Raw genomic sequence first — 19,763 nt, forward strand, 5'->3', positions numbered from 1 at the left:
CTGGGTTCGCTCACAGGACTTCGGTCCGCTCAACGCATCCACGCGCTGTACGACATCACGTCCCCGGCCTTGACGCCGTACTCGGGATCGTCCTTGGTGACGGTGTCCTCGATCCCGAGTACGGTGCCGCTCCTCGGGTCGAGGACCAGCATCCGGCGCACGGAGTGCGCGGTGTCCTCGTACACGTACGCCTGTCCCTGCCTGCCCAGCCGGTCGGTGACCGCTCCGGCCGGGCGCAGGCCCTTCGCGTCGGCGAGGACGCGGACGAGCGCGGCGTCCTCACGGGCGCCCAGCGTCCAGTTGTTCAGCAACTCGGCGACGGCGTCGAGAAGTTGGGACGTACCCATGGCCTCGATGCGGTCGGTCTCCTCGAGGTAGGCGCGCAGCCGCTCGGCGTCGTGCGGCGGCCGGGCCACCGGCGGGGCGTCGCTCCAGCTCGGCGGGTAGGTCCGCCGGCTGAGGACGTGCCCGTCCTCGACCGTGCGGGGGACGGGGTCGGCGTCGGTGACGACCGGTCTGCCCGGATGACGGGGGTCGGTCGCCACGACGAGTTCCGTGTGACTGGCGTCGGCCTTCCAGCGGACCACGCGTTCCTCGGGGAGGGTGATCGGCGGCCGGGCCCCCGGCCCGGAGGTCAGACTCATGCTCCAGGTCTGTACGTGGGTGCCCTGGACGAGCCGCTGCGAGCCCGCGGACGCGGCCACTCGGTCGGCGAGCCGGTCCAGGGGTACCGGGGTGGAGCCCGCCTCGACGAGCAGCGGGCGGGGTGCGGCCACGGCCGGGGTGGTGGTCGATCCCGACAGCGTGAGCGTCAGGACGACGACACCGACGGCGGCCGCGGTGCCGACGCTCCAGACCCAGCGGCGCAGCGGACGGGGGCTCGTGCGCTGCCGTTCCCCGTGCAGCAGGTGGTTGAGGCGGCGCTGCGCGTGCTGGTCGAGGGGGCGGTCGTGAAAGCGGGGGTCGGTGACCGGCACCGGGTTGGCGCGGCGCAGGATGTCGAGTTCGTCAGCCATGGCCGTGCTCCTTCGGGGCGTCGCGGCGGGGCGAAGCGGTGCCGCCGGCCACGGTGATGTGCGTACGGTCGATCTCGGCTCTGAGCCGGCGGCGGGCTCGGTGCAGGCGCATGGCCGCGGCGCGGCTGCCGCAGCCGAGGGCGACGGCGACCTCGTCGATGCCGAGTTCCTCCCAGGCGGTGAGGCGCAGTACCTCCTGGTCGGCCGGGGAGAGCCGGGCCAGCGCCTCGTGCACCCAGTCGCCCGGCGACGCGGAGTCGGGGCTGTCGACGACCTGTCTGCCGTGCGCGCTCTCGTCGTTGCCGATCCGGTCGAGGAGCCTGCGGCGGCGCCCGTAGCCGCGTACGGCGTTGGCCAGGCAGTGGCGTGCCACCCCGTACAGCCAGGGAAGCGGGGACGGCGGGAGGTCGGACCGGCGCCGCCAGGCGACGGTGAAGACCTCCGCCACCACCTCCTCGACATCACTGCTCCGGCCGTCCAGTCGCCTCGCCACGTAGCGGCTGACCGCCCAGTAGTGCTCGCGATAGGCAGCGGCGAAGGTCTCGTCGTTGCTCATGATCCGTAGGTGTCCGGCAGGTGCGCGATCGTCACAGGTGCGGGTGTGACGCTCGTCGCTTCCTTCAAGTGTGACGGCGGGGCCGACGACGGACACAGGCGGGGCATGGAAAGCACCACAGTGACGACGCCGCCCACAGCGCTTCCCGCGCGTGCGCGGCGTCCTGGACCCGCCGCGGTGAAGTGGCTGACCACCACGGATCACAAGACGATCGGCACGCTGTATCTGGTCACGGCGTTCGGCTTCTTCTGCGTCGGCGGGGTGATGGCGCTGCTGATGCGCGCCGAACTCGCCCGGCCGGGGCTTCAGATCATGTCGAACGAGCAGTTCAACCAGGCGTTCACGATGCACGGCACGATCATGCTGCTGATGTTCGCGACGCCGCTGTTCGCCGGTTTCGCGAACTGGATCATGCCGCTGCAGATCGGCGCACCCGACGTGGCGTTCCCGCGGCTGAACATGCTGGCGTACTGGCTCTATCTCCTCGGCTCGCTGATCGCTGTGGGCGGGTTCCTGACGCCTCAAGGAGCGGCCGACTTCGGCTGGTTCGCCTACGCGCCGTTGTCGGACGCGGTCCGCTCGCCCGGTGTCGGCGCCGACATGTGGATCATGGGTCTGGCGCTCTCGGGCTTCGGCACGATCCTCGGCTCGGTCAACTTCATCACGACCATCATCTGCATGCGCGCTCCCGGCATGACGATGTTCCGCATGCCGATCTTCGTGTGGAACGTGCTGCTCACCGCGGTGCTGGTGCTGCTGGCCTTCCCCGTGCTGGCCGCCGCCCTGTTCGCGCTGGAGGCGGACCGCAAGTTCGGTGCCCACGTCTTCGACGCGGCCAACGGTGGTGCCCTGCTCTGGCAACACCTCTTCTGGTTCTTCGGCCATCCGGAGGTGTACATCATCGCCCTGCCGTTCTTCGGCATCATCTCCGAAGTCGTCCCGGTGTTCTCCCGCAAGCCGATGTTCGGCTACATGGGCCTGATCGCCGCGACGATCTCCATCGCCGGTCTGTCCGTGACCGTGTGGGCGCACCACATGTACGTCACCGGTGGCGTGCTGCTCCCGTTCTTCTCCTTCATGACGTTCCTCATCGCCGTACCGACAGGCGTGAAGTTCTTCAACTGGATCGGCACGATGTGGAAGGGGTCGCTGAGTTTCGAGACCCCGATGCTGTGGGCGACCGGCTTTCTGATCACCTTCGTCTTCGGCGGTCTGACGGGTGTGATGCTCGCCTCGCCGCCGATGGACTTTCCGGTCTCGGACTCGTACTTCGTGGTGGCGCACTTCCACTACGTGATCTTCGGTACGGTCGTGTTCGCGATGTTCTCCGGATTCCACTTCTGGTGGCCGAAGTTCACCGGCAAGATGCTCGACGAGCGCCTCGGAAAGATCACCTTCTGGACGCTGTTCGTGGGCTTCCACGGCACGTTCCTGGTGCAGCACTGGCTGGGTGCGAACGGAATGCAGCGCCGTATCCCCGACTATCTGGCGGTGGAGGGCCTGACCACCCTCAACACCATCTCGACGATCTTCTCCTTCCTCCTCGGAAGTTCCCTCCTGCCGTTCTTCTACAACATCTGGAAGACCGCCAAGTACGGCGAGAAGGTCGAGGTCGACGACCCGTGGGGCTACGGCCGCTCACTGGAGTGGGCGACGTCCTGTCCCCCGCCGCGCCACAACTTCCTCACCCTGCCGCGCATCCGCAGCGAGTCCCCCGCCTTCGACCTGCACCACCCGGAGATCACGGCCGCGGCCGCACGTCTGGAGACGCCCCGGAAGGCAGCGCGATGACGACCATGGACGATCGACCGCCGGCCTCGCGGGCACTCATCGACGAACTGGAGGGCCATCTGCTCATCGAGGCCACCAAGGCCGAGGGGCGGGCGGAGGCGGCTCGTTTCACCCACTCCCTGGCCTGCCTGACGGACACCCAACGCGAAGAGGTGGAAGAACGCTTCGCGGACACCTACCTGGCCCTCAACCGCCGCTCCTGGGAACGGACGGCACGGCGCGGCCGGGAACTGCGCGCCGAGTACGAGGCGAGGTACCGCGCGCTGCGTCGGCGCCTTGGCGCGGTGTTCCTTCTCGGTGCCGCTTTCGCGCTGCTGACCGTCGATGCGGTCAGCCGACGGTGACCTCGCGAGCGAGGCCGGCACGCAGAAGCATCCTGGACGATTCGTCCACCAGATTCCGCATCATCGACAGGTAAGGCTCGTCGCCACCCAGTTCGTCCAGAATGCGGTGCGCCTCGCCGCGGAACTCGTTGATGTCGTCCTCGTAGCGTCCAAGAACGACCGGTGCCAGAAGCGTGTCGATGAGTTCCGCTCGGGCGTCACGGGAATTCCTCGCGTCGGCGTGCAGCCTCAGGATGCGCTCGGTGGAGCCGGAGGCGGACGCATCGAGGGCACATGCCAGGAGATACGTCACCGTGCCGTTCAGAAGGTCCTCGTTGCGTCCGGACAGGATGTCTTCCTGGTCGTTGAACGTCTGCCACAGGATGCCGAATACATCGCCGAAATCGCGCCAGAGCTCCACTCTCTCCTTCTCGACACCCGCCAATTCGGCGGCCATTGCGGTGATCATGCTGAAGGGGGCCCCGGACTTCCCTCGGTAGGCCGTGACCACCGATTCGCGCATGGCCGTCGCCGCGTCTCCACGCAGGTCACTCAACTGGCCTTCGGCCGCGACGATCCAGCACTTCACGATCTCGGCCGACAAGGCGCCGCGCACCGATTCCGGGACGGCCTGCGCCTGGACGACGAGCAGAGGGAGCGGAGTCCCGCAGACGAGCGCGGCGAGCAGCGCCTCAGCTCCGCCGAGGTCACCGGCGAGGTGGGCGCTCTGCCCATCGGCCAGGTCGTCGAGATGGCACGCCGAGATCCACCACAGCTCATGCACGACGGCCAGCGGCACGGCCGGTTCGGGCGCGCCCGTCTCCACGGCATGCACGATCAGCGGCAGCACCGAGAGCGGGTACGTGAACTCGCGGTTCCGCACGAGTTCCGCGACCGCGGCCCGCACCGCGTCGGCCCCGGGGGCGAGTCTTTCCAGCGTGGCCTCCCTCTCCGCGTCGATGTTCGCCGAAAACTGCCGATGAAGGTCCAAATAGGACATGGAACGCACGTGCGGGCCCCTCACCACCGAGATTGAACCGAGCATCGATTCGATCACTCCGGCCGGAGGGCAACCAGAGCGCCTTTCAGCCACGACCGGTTTCCTTGCCCGGCTCCCTGGAGACAGAGCCGGACGGTCCGGCCGCGGGAGCCCGTCCGTCAAGTCCGTACCTCGGCTCGCCGGCGTACCGGCCCCGTGGGCGGACCGACGACCGTGACGGGAGTCTCTCCTCCGTGTCCGTCCTACCTCCGGAGGACATGACCGAGCTCATCTCCTGCATTCCGAGTAGTGCAATGTTCGGCACGCGCACGACGACGCGGCGGGTCCCGGTCGGACAGGATGGGCGGTGCCCAGGGAGCGACCGTGTTCACATCTGCGCCTCTGGGCCCTCGGGCCGCGCAAGCCCACGACTTCCCCCGGTCGTGGGCTGCCGGCAGGGGCATCCTCGCGCGGAGGCGGCCCCACTGCGCCGAACCCGTGGGGACGGGGAGTGGCGCGCGGGTCCCGAACCCGGTGGCGGATCCCCGGGATTCACCGCCGGGTTCGAGGACACCTCGACCGGCGCCCGGTACGACACGGCACTCACGGTGAGGTCACGGCATCGGCTTCCGGACCCCTACGGGTTCCACCCCGCCGGTCGCAGGATCCCCAGCAGCTGACGGACCAGTTCCTCGACCACCTCGTCGAGCGTCGCCGCCACCCACCCGGCGCTCCAGTCGTGCAGAAGGCCGTTGACGCTGCCGATGAAGGCGGTGGCGGCGATCCGGTAGTCGCGCGGCACCGCCTCACCGCGGTCGGCGGCCGCGGTCGCCTCGGCACAGATGAAGTCGACCCAGCGTGCCCGGCGGGCGAGCCGCTGCTCCTCCAGGCGCGGACTGACGCCGATGATCTCGACGAAGGTGATGCGGATGCGGCGCGGGTCCGCCGTCACGTTCGCGGCGTAGGCGCGGAAGATCGCGGTGGCGCGCTCGGCGAGCGGCAGGTCCTGGGCGTCGGCAAGGGCGGCCAGGGCCGCCTGCTCGGCCCAGTCGTTGACCTGGAGGTGGAGGGCGGCCAGCACATCCTCGAGGGTGCGGAACTCCTCGTAGAACTGACGCGTCGACAGTCCCGCCGCCTCGCTCAGCGCCGCGATGGTCGTGGATCTGAACCCCGGGCTGTCACCGAAGAGTTGGAGCGCGGCGGTCAGAAAGCGCGAGCGCCGCTCGGCCTGCCGTTCCGCGGCGGTCCTGCCTCCGTAACGGCCGGTCGGCTGTTTGATCCTGCCCGCCACACGTTCCTCCCTCGCCGGAGGGACGAACCGTTCGTCCCTCCGATGATTTTGTCGTGCACGGACCCTTGTGGAGAGCGGCGGTCCTTCCTTACTTTCCAGTAAGTCCAATGTGAACGCAGTCGTGTTCAGACTTTTCGGTACCCGCACCCCCCGCCTACGACAAGGGACCCACCATGTCTGCCCTCAGACCCAGACACCTCTGTACGCTCGCCGCCGCCGTCGCCCTCACCTTCACCCTCGGCGGTGCGGCGACCGCGGCCCCCGCGCGGGCCGCCGCGCAGACCGCCGCGGCCGACCTGCGCGAAGTGATGTTCGTGGGCAACAACTGGGACGGCACCGCGGACGTCATCAAGTCCACCGGTGACTTCGCGAAGGTCGGCCGGATCAACGTCGTCCCGGACAAGGACGCCCGGATGGCGGAGATCAACGCCGATCCGATCAAGTGGATCTACTTCCAGGCCATCCGCAACGGCGTCGGCGAGGGCCACGACCAGCTCGTCGACGACATGTACTCCACGCCCGACGGCAAGTCGGTGGTCGTCTCCCGCCCGAGCTTCGCCGATGTCGTCTCGATCGACCTGGCGACCGGGCACATCAACTGGCGTTTCCCCGTGGCCGGTTACCGGTCCGACCACATGGCCGTCTCCCCCGACGGCACCCGCGTCGCGGTCTCCGCGTCGACCGCGAACACCGTGCACGTGCTGGACATCAACACCGGCAAGCAGCTGGGCTCCTTCGGCACCGGCGACAAGCCGCACGAGAACATCTTCACGCGGGACGGCAAGTACATCTGGAACATGGCCATCGGCGATGTGAACACCTCGCTCGACGACCCGTGGCTGGACTGGACGAAGGGCGACCGGCGCATCACCGTCGTCGACGCGACCACCTACAAGCAGGTCAAGGTGATCGACATGCGGCAGCGGCTGGACGCGATCGGTCTCACGGACTTCTCCGACGCGGTCCGGCCCGCCGTCTTCAGCCCCGACGAGTCCAAGCTGTACTTCCAGGTGTCGTTCTTCAACGGCTTCCTGGAGTACGACGTGGCCTCCGACCGGATCACCCGGGTGAAGACCCTGCCGATGAACCCCGCGACCAGCACCGACCGCACGACGTGGGTCAACGACTCGCGCCACCACGGCATTTCGATGAACCCGTCCGGCACCAAACTGTGTGTCGCCGGAACGATGGACGACTACGCGACCGTCGTCGACCGGGCCACCCTCCAGGAGGGCCCGCTCGTCACCGCCTCGAAGCCGTACTGGGCGACCGTCAGCGGTGACGGCAAGGACTGCATCATCTCCGAGAGCGGCGCCGACCAGGTCACCGCCATCGACTTCGCCACCGGGCAGAAGACGGTGTCGGTGCCGGTCGGCGACCACCCCCAGCGTGTTCGCCTCGGCCATGTGGAGGCGAACTGGACCGGTCCTTCGACTAGTTGACCGACGACGCGGCCCAAGAGCTCAGTTCGGAACGGGCCGCGCTCAGCAGATCGGCGGACGGGGCCGTCGCCCCGTTCGTGACCAGCGCGTAGTGCAGGGTCCCCGAGTCCGGTGCGGTGAGCAGCAGTCGGCGACTGCCGGTGCCGCCCGGCTCGGGGGCCACGGCGATCGGGGTGGTCGTGGTGTAGGCGGGCGGGGAGATCGTCGCACCGAGGTCGGAGACCACCGTCGTGGACGCGGTCGGGAAGGACGCCGGGAGATGGAGTTCGGTGGGAGCGCTGCCGCCGCCCGAGCGCCACAGGAGCAGCCCGTACTGGCCCGATCCCACCAGTTGGGAGACGTGCGGCAGGGACGACGGAACCGGGTTCCAGGTCAGGGTGGTGGACCCGTCCCGGGAGCGGTCCTCGTAGGTGAAGGCGACCGTGCTGCCCGAGGTCGCGCTCGGATAGAGCCGGTCGAGCAGGCGGGCGTCCTGACGCAGGACGGCCGTGCCCGAGTCGTCGAGGCGTACGGCGGACAGATCCTCGTCGTTCCAGGCGTCGCCCGTGGTGAGGACCTTGCTCGCGTTGCCGTTCATCAGCTCGTGATGGCGGCCGCTGTAGAGGTCCCACTGCCACTGGGTGCCGGAGAGCACCGGGCCGGAGGACGCCGGCTTGGTCCACCAAGTGGACCCCGGCAGGCGGGAGTCGAGGGCCTGATACATCGCCTTGTCGACCGTGGGGGCCTTGCCGGAGACCGTTCCCGACAGCGGATGGCCGAACTCGCTGACGATCGCCGTCGTCCCCGCGGCCGAGGCGCGGTCGCGGACCGTCCCGAAGTCGGTGGCGTACTGGCCGTCCGCGGCATTGCCCCACATGAGGATGCCCGAGATGGCCTTCTGGTCGTAGAAGTGGGTGTTGAAGACATAGCGCGGGCCGAGGGTGCCCGCGTCGAGCAGGCCGCCCTCCTGCTTCTGGGAGTCGATGTTGGAGTTCCAGAAGAGGTTGGCTTCGACGAAGGCGGGCTTGTCCTGCCAGCCGGCCGCGTCCATCCGGGCCCGGAACTTCACATAGAACGGCCAGAGCAGGTCCCGCTCCCAGGTGCGGCTGGTCTGCCCGGAGTCGTAGGTGCCCGCGTACGGCTCGTTGAACGGGTCGAAGCCGACGAGGCCCGCGAACTGGGCCGCGGTGAGGTGCTGTTTGACGTAGGTCATGGTGGCCTGGGCCGTGGCGAGGAAGGCGTCCTGGACGCCGTACGCGTTGTGCCAGAAGTCGTACTGTGCCTGCTTCACGGCCCCGTTCTGGGTGATGTTCTGCCCCCAGAAGAGGCAGATCCCGCAGGACTCGCTCGGGTAGTTCCCGGCGTCCACGGCCCACTTGGGGGCTCCGTCGCCGGTGTACCAGCTGCCCGAGTTGAAGAGGTAGCGGGAGTAGAGGTCCTGGTGGAAGTCGGGATACACGCGGATTCCGGCGTCGAGGAAGGCGCGTATCTGGTCGGTGACGGCGGCGAGGTAGGCGGAGTCGACCTGGCCGCGTACGGGTTCGGCATGGGCCCAGGAGAGCAGGAAGCGCACGGAGTTGCCGCCGCCGAGGGCCCGCAGGGCCGTCGCGGACTTCTTGGCGTCGGCGACCGAGGCGAAGGGCAGACCGCTGTTCTCTTCGAGTTTCGTCTCGCCGGAGACGTTGTAGCCGCGCAGGACGACCTCGCGGCCGAGCCCGTCGAGGAAGTGGCCCTTGTCGACCGTGAGAGTGGCCGCCGCCGGCGCGTCGAACCACAGGGAGTCGGGGAGTCCGTCCGCGGCGGCGGGCTGGGCGCCCACCGCCGAGAGGAAGCCGGTGAGGAGCACGAGGACGCCGAGCAGACGCGCACGTAACTTCGACATGTCCACAACATTCGCGGGTGCGCAAGTGGGCGTCAATACTTCTGACTCCTGAGTAAGTTTCACGTTCTGGGGATCTTCTGGAGATCTCCTGGGGAGACGTGTCGCCGCGTGCGGGCTCAGGCGCCGACCCGCCGCGTCACGTTCAGCAGGTACTCCTTCAGGTCCAACGGGTTGAGGTCGGTGCGCGGGCGGTCGGGGACCGTTCCCCGCAGGACCGGTGCGTAGTGGTCGAAGGCGCATTCCAGCTCGCCCTCGCCGCGGGTCAGCCCCGGAAGCTGCCGCTCCAGCCCATGGACCCGGGCGACCGGGATCCGGCCCTCCAGCACGCACGAAGCACCCCGCAGCTCGGTGGTCCCCGCGACGGCTCCCTGTTTCGCCAGCACCGGCAGCACCGCGCCCAGCGTGTCCGCCGGGGCCTCCAGCCTGAAGCGGTGCATCGGCTCGTACACCTGGGTACCCGCCGCCCGCAGCGCGTCCATCACCACCAGGGGGGTCAGGCCCCGGAAGTCGGCGCCCGTGCTGGACATGCTCTTGTCGAAGCCCTGGTGGGCGTGGCTCTGCCGGGGCCAGTAGCCGGAGTGGGTCATGGTGACCGTGCAGTCCGTCACCTGCCAGCCGTGGATTCCCTGCGCGAGCGTCTCCTTCACGGTGTCCTCGACCGCCTTGAAGAACGCGTACGGCATCGCTCCGAGCTCGACCTCCAGCCGGAACTCCACCCCGGAGCCGACCGGGGCCGGATCGACGCGCAGGCCGACGGTCGCCAGAAAGGGATGGAGACCCTTCTTGATGAACTCGACCGCCGCGCCGCTGCCGAGGGGCCGCTCGATGCACAGCGGTGTCGTCTCCCTGAACAGGACGTCGATGCCGAACTCATCGGCCAGAGTCGCCTGGATGACCTCTTTCTGCACCTCTCCGTAGAGCGACACGGAGATCTCCTTGCGCGTCTCGTCCTGGCGCAGATCGATCAGGGGATCCTGCTCGGCCAATTGGGTGAGGGCGGCGTGCAGTGCGCCCTTGTCGGCCGGACGGCAGGCTTCTACGACGGTTTCGAGGGTCGGGGGCGAGAAGTGGTGCTCGCTGCCCGACGACTTCCGCGGTACGCCGATGGTGTCACCGATCCGGATGTCAGCGAGGCCCCAGAGCTTGCCGATCCGCCCCGCCGCGACGGACTGCTCGCGCAGCGCCGCACCCCGGTCGAAGACACTGATCGCGGTGACCCTGCCCTCCTTGCCGTCACCCAGGGGCAGCCGGTCGCGCGTCCGCAGCGTCCCGGAGAACATCCGGGCGTACGCGATCTTCTCCCCGGCGGGCCCGCGCTCGACCTTGAACACGCTGCCCGACACCGGGCCGTCGACATCGGCCTCGGCGCGCGGCAGTAACTCCCTGATCCCCGCGATCAGTTCGTCGACCCCCGCGCCCGTCACGGCCGAGCCGAAGAACACCGGATGGACCAGGGCCTGCCCGGTCTGCCGCACCAGAGCGGCGCGCAGAAGGTCGTACGACACCCGGCCCTCCACGTACGCGGCGAGCAGCGCGTCGTCGTGCTCGGAGAGCAGGTCGAGCAACGGCGCGCCGAGCCGTGCCTCGTCGAACGGGCCGAAGCGGGCGTCCCGCGTGCCCCGCGCCCGGACCTCGCCCATGGGGACGATCGCCGGGGTGAGCCGCGCCGCGACGGTGTCGAGCACGCGCTCGGGGCACGCCCCGCCGCGGTCGATCTTGTTGACGAAGACGAGCGTGGGGATGCGCAGCCGCCGGAGCGTCCGCATCAGCACACGGGTCTGGGCCTGCACGCCCTCCACCGCGGAGATCACCAGCACGGCGCCGTCGAGCACGCTCAGCACGCGCTCCACCTCGGCGATGAAGTCCGGGTGTCCCGGGGTGTCGATCAGATTCACGGTCACGTCGTCGACCGTGAAGGAGACCACGGCGGACTTGATCGTGATGCCACGCTGCCGCTCCAGCGCGAGGGAATCGGTCTGGGTGTTCCCGTCGTCGACGCTGCCGATCTCGTCGATGACTCCGACCGAGTGCAGCAGCCGCTCGGTCAGGCTTGTCTTACCGGCGTCTACGTGCGCCAGGATTCCCAGGTTGAGCATATGCACCGGGTGTCATGTCCTTTGGAGTGGGAGTGATTCCTTCCTGGGTGGACATGAACGGTGTGCGCATCGCTGCTCCCTGATCTTGGTGGACGCTTCGCCCTCAGTGGAGCAGGCGGCCTCGCCCGGCAGCAACGGATTAACGCTCAACAAATCCCCGCCGCAGCACTCGCCGCCCTCCCCGCCCGGCCCTAGAGTGACGCACACCACGTAAAATGGCTGATACCCCTCACCTGGCTCTCCGGGAGGGCACATGACCCGCATTTCGGTGAAGGTGGACGGCACCACGTACGAGGACGAGGTCGAACCCCGCCTTCTCCTGGTCCACTATCTGCGCGACCACCTGGGTCTGACCGGCACCCCGATCGGCTGCGACACGTCGAACTGCGGGGCCTGCACGGTCGACCTGGACGGGGAGACCGTCAAGAGCTGCTCGGTCCTCGCCGTCCAGGCGGACGGGAGCGAAGTGACCACCATCCAGGGGCTGGCGCACGACGGTGAGTGGCACGCGCTCCAGAAGGCGTTCCACGAGCGGCACGCGCTCCAGTGCGGCTACTGCACCCCCGGGATGATCATGGCGGCCCGCGATCTGCTGCGCGAGAACCCGGCCCCGGGCCCGCAGGAGGTACGGGAGGCCCTGGAGGGCAACCTCTGCCGGTGCACCGGCTACCAGAACATCGTGCGCGCGGTCCTCGCCGCCTCCCGACAGGAGGTCTCGCCGTGACGGACCAGATCGTCGAAGGCGAGGTCGGCCGCTCCCGGCCGCGCAAGGAGGACGCCCGTCTGGTCACCGGGCAGACCAACTGGACCGACAACATCAACGTCAACGGACTGCTCCACCTGGCCATCCTGCGCAGCCCCATGGCACACGCCCGGATCGACCGGATCGACGTCGCACCCGCCCGCGAGCGCCCCGGCGTCGTCGCCGCGTTCACCGGCCAGGACCTCGCCGAGGGCCTCGGCTCACTCCCCTGCGCCTGGCCGGTCACCGAGGACATCGTGCTGCCCGACCACCCGCCGGTCGCGGTCGACGAGGTCCGGTACGCGGGAGACCCGGTGGCCGTCGTCGTGGCCCGCGACCGGTACGCGGCCGCCGACGCCCTGGAAGCCGTAGAGGTCGACTACACACCCCTGCCCCCGGTGCTCGACCTGGAGGCCGCCCTCGCCGAGGACGCCCCACTGGTCCACTCCGACAAGGGCACCAACCGCTGCTACGTCTGGCCGCTGGCGACCGGTGCGGACTACGCCACCGTGCGGGAGCGCGCGGACGTCGTCCTGAAGCGCCGCTACCTCCAGCAGCGCCTGATCCCCAACGCGATGGAGCCGCGCGCCGTCGTGGTCACGCCGCTCGCCGCCTCCGGCGAGTACACCGTCTACTCGGCCACGCAGATCCCGCACATCCTGCGGATCATGCTCGCCGTCGTCACCGGCATCCCCGAGCAGAAGCTGCGCGTGATCGCCCCCGACGTCGGCGGCGGCTTCGGCTCCAAGCTCCAGGTGTACGGCGAGGAGGCCCTCGCCCTGACCGTCGCCCGACGGCTCGGACGGCCCGTGAAGTGGACCGAGTCGCGCTCCGAGGGCTACCTCGCGACCCACCACGGCCGCGGCATGATCCAGGACATCGAGATCGCCGCCACCAGCGAGGGCAGGCTGCTCGGCCTCAAGGTCGACCTCCTCGCCGACATGGGCGCCTATCTGATGCTCGTCACCCCGGGCATCCCGATCCTGGGCGCCTTCATGTACCCGGCGATCTACAAGATGGACGCGTACGACTTCACGTGCACCGGCGTCTTCACGACCAGGACGCCGACCGACGCCTACCGCGGCGCGGGGCGCCCCGAGGCGACGTACGCCATCGAACGGATCATGGACGAGCTGGCCGTCGAACTCGACCTGGATCCCGTCGAGTTGAGGCGGCTCAACTGGATCAGGCACGAGGAGTTCCCGTACACCTCCGTCGCGGGTCTGACCTACGACAGCGGCAACTACGAGGCCGCCACGGACAAGGCGCTCGCCCTCTTCGGATACGACAAGCTGCGCGCCGAGCAGGCGGACCGCAACCGGCGCGGCGACTCCGTACGCCTGGGCATCGGCGTGTCCACGTACACCGAGATGTGCGGGCTCGCGCCCAGCCGGGTGCTGCGTGACCTGCGGTACGCGGCCGGAGGCTGGGAGGCGGCGAGCATCCGCATGCTGCCCACCGGCAAGGTCGAGGTGGTCACCGGCACCAGCCCGCACGGGCAGGGCCATGTGACCTGCTGGAGCCAGATCGCCGCCGATGTGCTCGGAGTGCCCTTCGAGGACATCGAGGTGGTGCACGGCGACACCAGGGCGGCGCCCCAGGGCATGGACACCTACGGGTCGCGCTCACTCGTCGTGGGCGGGGCCGCGGTGCACCACGCGGCGCGCAAGGTGGTGGAGAAGGCGCGGAAGGTCGCCGCGCACCTGCTGGAGGCGAGCGAGCACGACCTGGAGTTCACGCATGGCGTGTTCTCCGTGAAGGGCTCGCCCGAGGCGCGCAGGACCATCCAGGAGGTCGCCTTCGAGACGTTCTCCTCCCACGACCTGCCCGACGGCATGGAGCCCACCATCAACGCCGAGCACCTGCTCGACCCGGACAACTTCTCCTACCCGCACGGCACCCACCTGTGCGCGGTCGAGGTCGACACCGAGACCGGACGGACCACCATCCGCTCGTACGTCTGCGTCGACGACGTCGGCAGCGTCATCAACCCGATGATCGTCGAGGGGCAGGTGCACGGCGGGGTCGCGCAGGGCATCGCGCAGGCGCTGTACGAGGAGGCCGTGTACGACGACGAGGGCAACCTCGTCTCGGGCACGATGGCCGACTACCTCGTGCCCTCGGCGGCCGACCTGCCCGAGTTCGTGACGGACCGGACGGAGACACCGGCGACATCGAATCCCCTGGGTTCCAAGGGAGTCGGAGAGTCGGGGACCATCGCCTCCACGCCCGCCGTCGTCAACGCGATCGTGGACGCGCTGCGCCCGCTCGGAGTGACCGAGGTGAGGATGCCCTGCATGCCGCAGCGGGTCTGGGAAGCCCTTCGGTCCGCTCGGGCGGCGGACGGGTCCGCCCGCGCCGGTGAGGAGGCGTCGGCATGATTCCCCCCGCATTCGACTACGTGCGGCCCGTGAGCGTCGACGAGGCCGTGCGCACCCTCGCGGACGCGGGCGAGGACGCGAAGGTGCTGGCCGGCGGGCAGAGCCTGCTGCCCCTGCTCCGGCTGCGGCTCGCCTTCCCCGAACTGGTCGTCGACATCGGCCGGATCCCGGAGCTGCGTGGCATCCGCGAGGACGCCGGCACGCTGGTCATCGGTGCGATGACCTCGCACCACGACGTCATCCGCGATCCGCTGGTGCGCCGGCACGCCGGGCTCCTGGCGGCGGCCACCGCCACGGTCGCCGATCCCGCCGTACGCCATCTCGGCACCCTCGGCGGTTCGCTCGCCCACGCCGATCCGGCCGGTGACCTGCCCGCCGTGGTCCTCGCGCTCGACGCGACCCTGATCGCGGTGGGACCGGAGGGGCGGCGCGCGATCCCGGCCCGCGAGTTCTTCGTCGACTATCTGCAGACCGCGCTGCGCCCGGACGAACTGCTGGTGGGCGTGGAGATTCCGTCGACCGAGGGCTGGGGCTTCCACTACGAGAAGTTCCAGCGGGTCGCGCAGGCCTGGGCGGTGGTCGGCGTGGCGGCGCTCGTCCGGCGGGACGACGGACACCTCGCCGAGTCCCGGATCGGGCTGACCAACATGGGCTCCACGCCCCTGCGGGCCACGTCCACCGAGGCGGCGCTCACCGGCGCCGACGCCGAACCGGGCGCGGTGGCACGGGCCGCCGAGTCCGCGGCGGAGGGCACGCATCCGTCGTCCGATCCCTCGGGCTCACCCGAGTACCGCGCGCACCTGGCCCGGGTGCTGACGCGACGCGCGGTGCTGGCCGCCCTGGAGTAGCGCCCATGCACGAGGTGAGCGGTCCGGCGGAGGTGCGGGCCCGCCTGGAGAAGACGGGGTATCTCGTCGACGACGGGCTGGCCGTGGCCTGCTTCCTGGCGCTGCGGCTGCACCGGCCGCTGTTCTGCGAGGGCGACGCGGGCGTGGGCAAGACCGCGCTCGCGTCCGCCCTGGCCGAGGCGATGGACGCTCCGCTGATCCGGCTCCAGTGCTACGAGGGCATCGACGCCTCCCAGGCCCTGTACGACTGGGACTTCCCGCGCCAGCTGCTGCACCTGCGGGCGGCCGAGGCAGCGGGCGTGACGGATGCCGACCGGCTCGAAGGCGAGCTGTACGACCGGCGGTTCCTCGTCACGCGCCCGCTGCTGCGGGCGCTGGAGACCCAGCCGTCGGTGCTGTTGGTCGACGAGATCGACCGCGCCGACGACGAGTTCGAGGCGTTCCTGCTGGAGCTGCTGTCCGAGTACACGATCACCATTCCGGAACTGGGCACCCTGCGGGCGCAGCTGCCGCCCGTCGTGGTGCTGACCTCGAACCGGACGCGTGAAGTGCACGACGCGCTGAAGCGAAGGTGCCTCTACCACTGGTTCGACCATCCCGGATTCGCCCGTGAACTCGCCATCGTGCGGAGGCGGTTGCCGCGGATCACGGAGCGCCTGGCCGAGCAGGTGACCGCACTCGCGCAAGCCCTGCGCGCCGAGGACCTGGTCAAACCGCCCGGCGTCGCGGAGACCATCGACTGGGCGGAGGCCCTGGACGCGCTGGGGGCGAGCGAGGTGGACGCGGAGCTGGCGGTGGCGACCCTGGGCTCGGTGCTGAAGTACCGGGAGGACGCCGAGCGGGCACGGGGGCTGGATCTGGCGGCGATCCTCGCGGCACGGGAGACGTGAGCGGCGTGAACGGCCGGGACGGCGAGGACGGCCGGAGCCGCGGGGAGGGCGGGGACGGCGGGGACGAGGTGGGACAGCGGCGCGCCGTCGACGCGTCCGCCGTGGTCGTCGGGTTCGCCCGCGCGTTGCGCGCCGCGGGCGTCGACGCCTCGCCCGACCGCGTGCAGGCCTTCCTGGGCGCGCTCGACGTGCTCGATCCCGGTGCGCGTTCGGACGTGTACTGGGCGGGCCGTCTCACCCTGTGCGGGAGCCAGGACGACCTGGAGCGCTACGAACGGGTCTTCGCGGCGTACTTCGGCGGCCGGCCCGGCGGCGCCCCGGTCCGGCCCGCTCCCCCGCCGCGGACCCGGACGGTCCTGCGCGGCGCCGGTACGGTGCCCCGCCCGGCGGCGCGGGCCGAGGACGCCGTCCCCGTGGCCGTGCTGGCCGACTCCACCGACGTACTGCGCCACCGGGACTTCGCCGAGCTGACCGCCGCCGAGCGCGACCAACTGCGGCGGCTGCGGGCCGCGTTCACCCTGCGCGGCGAGGCCCGGCGCACTGCGCGGCGGCATCCGGCCCGGCGGGGCGCCGTCGATCCGCGGCGCACGGTACGCGAGTTGCTGCGCGGCGGCGGGGAGCCGGCGCGGCTGCGGCACCGGGCGCGAGCGGAACGCCCGCGCCGGGTGGTGCTGCTTGTGGATGTGAGCGGCTCGATGGGGCCGTACGCGGACGCGCTGCTGCGTTTCGCGCACGCGGCCCTCCACGGCCCCCGCATGGGTGGGACCGCACGGGGCACCCGCACGGAGGTCTTCACGATCGGTACCCGGCTGACCCGGGTGACCCGTGAACTGGCGCACCGGGATCCCGACACGGCCATGGCCGCGCTCGCGGCGGCGGTTCCGGACTGGCGTGGCGGCACCCGGTTGGGTGAGATGCTGCGCGGCTTCCTGGACCGGTGGGGGCGGCGGGGCATGGCGCGCGGCGCGGTGGTCGTCGTGCTGTCCGACGGCTGGGAGCGTGGCGATCCGGCTCTGCTCGCGGAGCAGATGCGCCGCCTGCACCGGCTCGCGCACCGGGTGATCTGGGCGAATCCGCGCAAGGCCCGACCCGGTTACGCGCCCCTGGCCGGCGGGATGGCCGCGGCGCTGCCGAGCGTGGACGCGTTCGTCGAGGGACACAGTCCGGCCGCGCTGGAGCGGCTGGCGGCGGTGGTGAGAGGAGCGGACTCTTGAGTGGGACACACCCTGTGGTGAGCGGAGCGAGCGATGCGTGAGATCCTCCCGGCGCTGGAGCGGTGGTACGCGGCGGGCTCCCCCTTCGGGCTCGCCACGGTGGTCACGGTCAGCCGCAGCGCGCCCCGGGACCCGGGAGCCGCCATGGCCGTGGGACCCGGCGACGAGGTCGTGGGCAGTGTGTCCGGCGGCTGTGTCGAGGGGGCGGTGTACGAGCTGGCCCAGGAGGTCGTGGCGTCCGGCGAGGCCCGTCTGGAGACCTTCGGGTACAGCGACGAGGACGCGTTCGCCGTGGGACTCACCTGCGGCGGCGAGATCACCCTGCTCATCCGCCGGGTGACGCCCGCCGAGGACCCCTCGTTCGCCGCGGTGGCCGACTCGGTGGCCGCCGGCCGGCCCGTGACGGTGGCGACGGTGATCGAGGGACCGGCGCCGCTCGGGGCCACGCTCGCGGTGTGGCCGGACGAGGTGGCCGGTTCGCTGGGCTCCACGGGTCTGGACGTGGCCGTCACCGCCGACGCCCGCGGTGAACTGGCCCAGGGCGCCACGATCCGGCGGCACTACGGGCCGCACGGTGAGCGCCGCGAGGACGCCGTGACCGTCTTCCTCCATTCCTTCGCGCCGCCCCCGCGCATGCTCGTCTTCGGCGCGATCGACTACGCGGCGGCGGTGGCCCGCATCGGGGACTTCCTCGGCTACCGGGTCACGGTGTGCGACGCCCGCCCGGTCTTCGCCACCGCGAAACGGTTCCCGGCGGGTGTGGAGGTCGTCGTGGACTGGCCGCACCGCTATCTGCGCGGTACGAAGACCGATGCGCGCACGGTGATCTGCGTCCTGACCCACGACCCGAAGTTCGACGTGCCCCTGCTGGAGGAGGCACTGCGCCGCCCTGCCGCGTACATCGGGGCGATGGGCAGTCGTCGTACCCACGACGACCGCAGGAAACGGCTCATCGACGCCGGTCTGTCGGAGGGCGAACTGTCCCGGCTGCGCTCGCCGGTCGGGCTCGACCTCGGTGCCCGTACACCGGAGGAGGTGGCCGTGTCCGTCGCCGCGGAGATCGTCGCACTGCGGTGGGGCGGCAGCGGGGCGCCGCTGACGGCGACGGGCGGGGCGATCCATCCCGGTCCCGTCGATACGCCTGCCGGACCCGTCGATACGCCTGGAGGAGAGCAGCATGGAACTGCATCATGAGTTCACCGTCCCCGTTCCCGTCGACGACGCCTGGCGGGCACTCCTCGACGTCGAACGGATCGCCCCGTGCATGCCGGGCGCGACGGTGGACGACTATGACGGCAAGACCGTGACCGGTTCGGTGAAGGTCAAGGTGGGGCCCATCACGGTGACGTACCGGGGCACCGCCGTCTTCGAGGAACAGGACGACTCCGCGCACCGGATGGTACTGATCGCGAACGGCAAGGAGACGCGCGGCCAGGGCACGGCACGGGCCACGGTCACGGGCACGCTCGCCGAACGCGACGGGGGCACGGCGGTGTCGGTGCGGACCGACCTGACCGTCACCGGGCGTCCGGCGCAGTTCGGTCGCGGCGTCATGGCGGAGGTGGGCGACAAGCTGGTCGGGCAGTTCGCGGAGTGTCTGGCACGGCGCCTCGAGGAACCGGCCGAACGAACCGAGTCACCCGAGCCGGTCGAGCCATTCCAGCCGGCGCGACCGGTCCAACCGGTGCCGCCGGTCCAACCGGTCGAGCCGATCGACCTGTTGCGGACCGCCGGGCCTCCGGTCGCCAAGCGCGTGGCGGTCGCCGCGGCCATCGCCGTACTGGCACTCGTCTTCGTGCGCATCCGACGGCACCGGCACGCCTGAGTGCCTCAGCCGGGGTCGACGCGGTGCAGGGTCACCTCGGTCAGCTGTCCTTCGGCCACGGTCGCGGTCATGTACGTGTGGTGCGGCTGGCGACGGCGGTCGGTCGGGGAGCCCGGGTTGAGCAGGCGCAGGCCCGTCCCGGTGGTGGTGTCCCAGGGGATGTGGCTGTGTCCGAAGACCAGGACGTCGAGGTCGGGGTAGCGCTCGGCGCAACGCCGTTCGCGGCCTTGGGCGGCACCGGTCTCGTGGACGACGCCGAGGCGCAGACCGTCGAGGTCGACGCGGGCGACCTCGGGGAGGCGGGCGCGCAGGGCGGGGCCGTCGTTGTTGCCGTACACCCCGACGAGCCTGCGTGCCCGCTCCTCCAGCAGATCGAGGGTGGCGGTGTCGACCCAGTCGCCCGCGTGGACGACGACGTCGGCGTGCGGGAGTTCGGCCATCAGCTGCGGCGGCAGCGCCTTGGCCCGCTTGGGCAGGTGGGTGTCGGACATCAGGAGCAGACGCACGG

Annotated in this window: 17 protein-coding genes; 10 read left to right on the plus strand and 7 right to left on the minus strand. The window is 70.5% G+C overall.

The features are described from left to right. Window positions 1–29: 29 nt before the first annotated feature. Both ACZ7M2_RS22210 and ACZ7M2_RS22215 read right to left on the minus strand, forming a co-directional pair. Window positions 30–1,016, minus strand: a complete 987-nt coding sequence (locus ACZ7M2_RS22210; protein ID WP_471596707.1) for a CU044_5270 family protein — start codon at window positions 1,014–1,016, stop codon at window positions 30–32. Then, entirely contained in the window at window positions 1,009–1,572 is a 564-nt protein-coding gene (locus tag ACZ7M2_RS22215) for an RNA polymerase sigma factor (protein WP_471596708.1), read from the minus strand. Before ACZ7M2_RS22215 ends, ACZ7M2_RS22210 begins: the two co-directional genes overlap by 8 nt. 105 nt (window positions 1,573–1,677) lie before the next feature. Here ACZ7M2_RS22215 and ctaD point away from each other — a divergent pair, with 105 nt between their 5' ends. Continuing rightward, window positions 1,678–3,363 carry an aa3-type cytochrome oxidase subunit I gene (gene ctaD, locus ACZ7M2_RS22220; RefSeq protein ID WP_471596709.1) on the plus strand — a complete coding sequence of 562 codons (1,686 nt, stop codon included), beginning with the start codon at window positions 1,678–1,680 and terminating at the stop codon, window positions 3,361–3,363. Window positions 3,364–3,368: 5 nt separating this feature from the next. Next, window positions 3,369–3,707 (plus strand): hypothetical protein, encoded by a 339-nt coding sequence (locus ACZ7M2_RS22225; RefSeq protein ID WP_471596710.1) that lies wholly within the window; start codon window positions 3,369–3,371, stop codon window positions 3,705–3,707. Here the strand turns inward: ACZ7M2_RS22225 and ACZ7M2_RS22230 are convergent. Both ACZ7M2_RS22230 and ACZ7M2_RS22235 read right to left on the minus strand, forming a co-directional pair. Continuing rightward, window positions 3,694–4,848, minus strand: a complete 1,155-nt coding sequence (locus ACZ7M2_RS22230; protein WP_471596711.1) for a polyprenyl synthetase family protein — start codon at window positions 4,846–4,848, stop codon at window positions 3,694–3,696. The two genes, ACZ7M2_RS22225 and ACZ7M2_RS22230, sit on opposite strands and share 14 nt — an antisense overlap. Window positions 4,849–5,302: 454 nt before the next feature. Further along, the gene (locus tag ACZ7M2_RS22235) at window positions 5,303–5,956 is read right to left on the minus strand and encodes a TetR/AcrR family transcriptional regulator (protein WP_471596712.1); all 654 of its coding nucleotides are present in this window, start codon (window positions 5,954–5,956) and stop codon (window positions 5,303–5,305) included. Window positions 5,957–6,129: 173 nt separating this feature from the next. Between ACZ7M2_RS22235 and ACZ7M2_RS22240 the strand changes: the two genes are divergently transcribed. After that, window positions 6,130–7,398: a YncE family protein gene (locus ACZ7M2_RS22240; protein ID WP_471596713.1), complete on the plus strand. Its 1,269-nt coding sequence runs from the start codon at window positions 6,130–6,132 to the stop codon at window positions 7,396–7,398. Here ACZ7M2_RS22240 and ACZ7M2_RS22245 read toward each other — a convergent pair. Beyond that, the gene (locus ACZ7M2_RS22245; protein WP_471596714.1) at window positions 7,391–9,259 is read right to left on the minus strand and encodes a cellulase family glycosylhydrolase; all 1,869 of its coding nucleotides are present in this window, start codon (window positions 9,257–9,259) and stop codon (window positions 7,391–7,393) included. The two genes, ACZ7M2_RS22240 and ACZ7M2_RS22245, sit on opposite strands and share 8 nt — an antisense overlap. A 116-nt stretch (window positions 9,260–9,375) precedes the next feature. Continuing rightward, complete coding sequence (locus ACZ7M2_RS22250) at window positions 9,376–11,361, minus strand: GTP-binding protein (protein ID WP_471596715.1); 1,986 nt, start codon at window positions 11,359–11,361, stop codon at window positions 9,376–9,378. 247 nt (window positions 11,362–11,608) lie between these two features. On the opposite strand from ACZ7M2_RS22250, the gene ACZ7M2_RS22255 reads away from it, so the two are divergent. From ACZ7M2_RS22255 to ACZ7M2_RS22285, 7 genes are all read left to right on the plus strand, one after another. Further along, window positions 11,609–12,079: a (2Fe-2S)-binding protein gene (locus tag ACZ7M2_RS22255; RefSeq protein ID WP_054236554.1), complete on the plus strand. Its 471-nt coding sequence runs from the start codon at window positions 11,609–11,611 to the stop codon at window positions 12,077–12,079. Then, window positions 12,076–14,478 (plus strand): xanthine dehydrogenase family protein molybdopterin-binding subunit, encoded by a 2,403-nt coding sequence (locus tag ACZ7M2_RS22260; RefSeq protein ID WP_471596716.1) that lies wholly within the window; start codon window positions 12,076–12,078, stop codon window positions 14,476–14,478. Before ACZ7M2_RS22255 ends, ACZ7M2_RS22260 begins: the two co-directional genes overlap by 4 nt. Beyond that, window positions 14,475–15,326, plus strand: a complete 852-nt coding sequence (locus tag ACZ7M2_RS22265) for an FAD binding domain-containing protein (protein WP_471596717.1) — start codon at window positions 14,475–14,477, stop codon at window positions 15,324–15,326. Before ACZ7M2_RS22260 ends, ACZ7M2_RS22265 begins: the two co-directional genes overlap by 4 nt. A gap of 5 nt (window positions 15,327–15,331) precedes the next feature. Further along, window positions 15,332–16,216, plus strand: coding sequence for an AAA family ATPase (locus tag ACZ7M2_RS22270; protein ID WP_471596718.1), 885 nt, complete (start codon window positions 15,332–15,334; stop codon window positions 16,214–16,216). Window positions 16,217–16,284: 68 nt separating this feature from the next. Next, window positions 16,285–17,430 (plus strand): vWA domain-containing protein, encoded by a 1,146-nt coding sequence (locus ACZ7M2_RS22275; RefSeq protein ID WP_471597010.1) that lies wholly within the window; start codon window positions 16,285–16,287, stop codon window positions 17,428–17,430. A gap of 33 nt (window positions 17,431–17,463) precedes the next feature. Next, window positions 17,464–18,624, plus strand: a complete 1,161-nt coding sequence (locus tag ACZ7M2_RS22280) for an XdhC family protein (protein WP_471596719.1) — start codon at window positions 17,464–17,466, stop codon at window positions 18,622–18,624. Next, window positions 18,608–19,255: an SRPBCC family protein gene (locus ACZ7M2_RS22285; protein WP_471596720.1), complete on the plus strand. Its 648-nt coding sequence runs from the start codon at window positions 18,608–18,610 to the stop codon at window positions 19,253–19,255. Before ACZ7M2_RS22280 ends, ACZ7M2_RS22285 begins: the two co-directional genes overlap by 17 nt. 5 nt (window positions 19,256–19,260) lie before the next feature. Here ACZ7M2_RS22285 and ACZ7M2_RS22290 read toward each other — a convergent pair whose 3' ends face one another. Continuing rightward, window positions 19,261–19,761 (minus strand): metallophosphoesterase family protein, encoded by a 501-nt coding sequence (locus ACZ7M2_RS22290; RefSeq protein ID WP_471596721.1) that lies wholly within the window; start codon window positions 19,759–19,761, stop codon window positions 19,261–19,263. Between the last annotated feature and the right edge of the window lie 2 nt (window positions 19,762–19,763).

It is taken from the genome of Streptomyces sp. NPDC111507 (assembly GCF_055638955.1).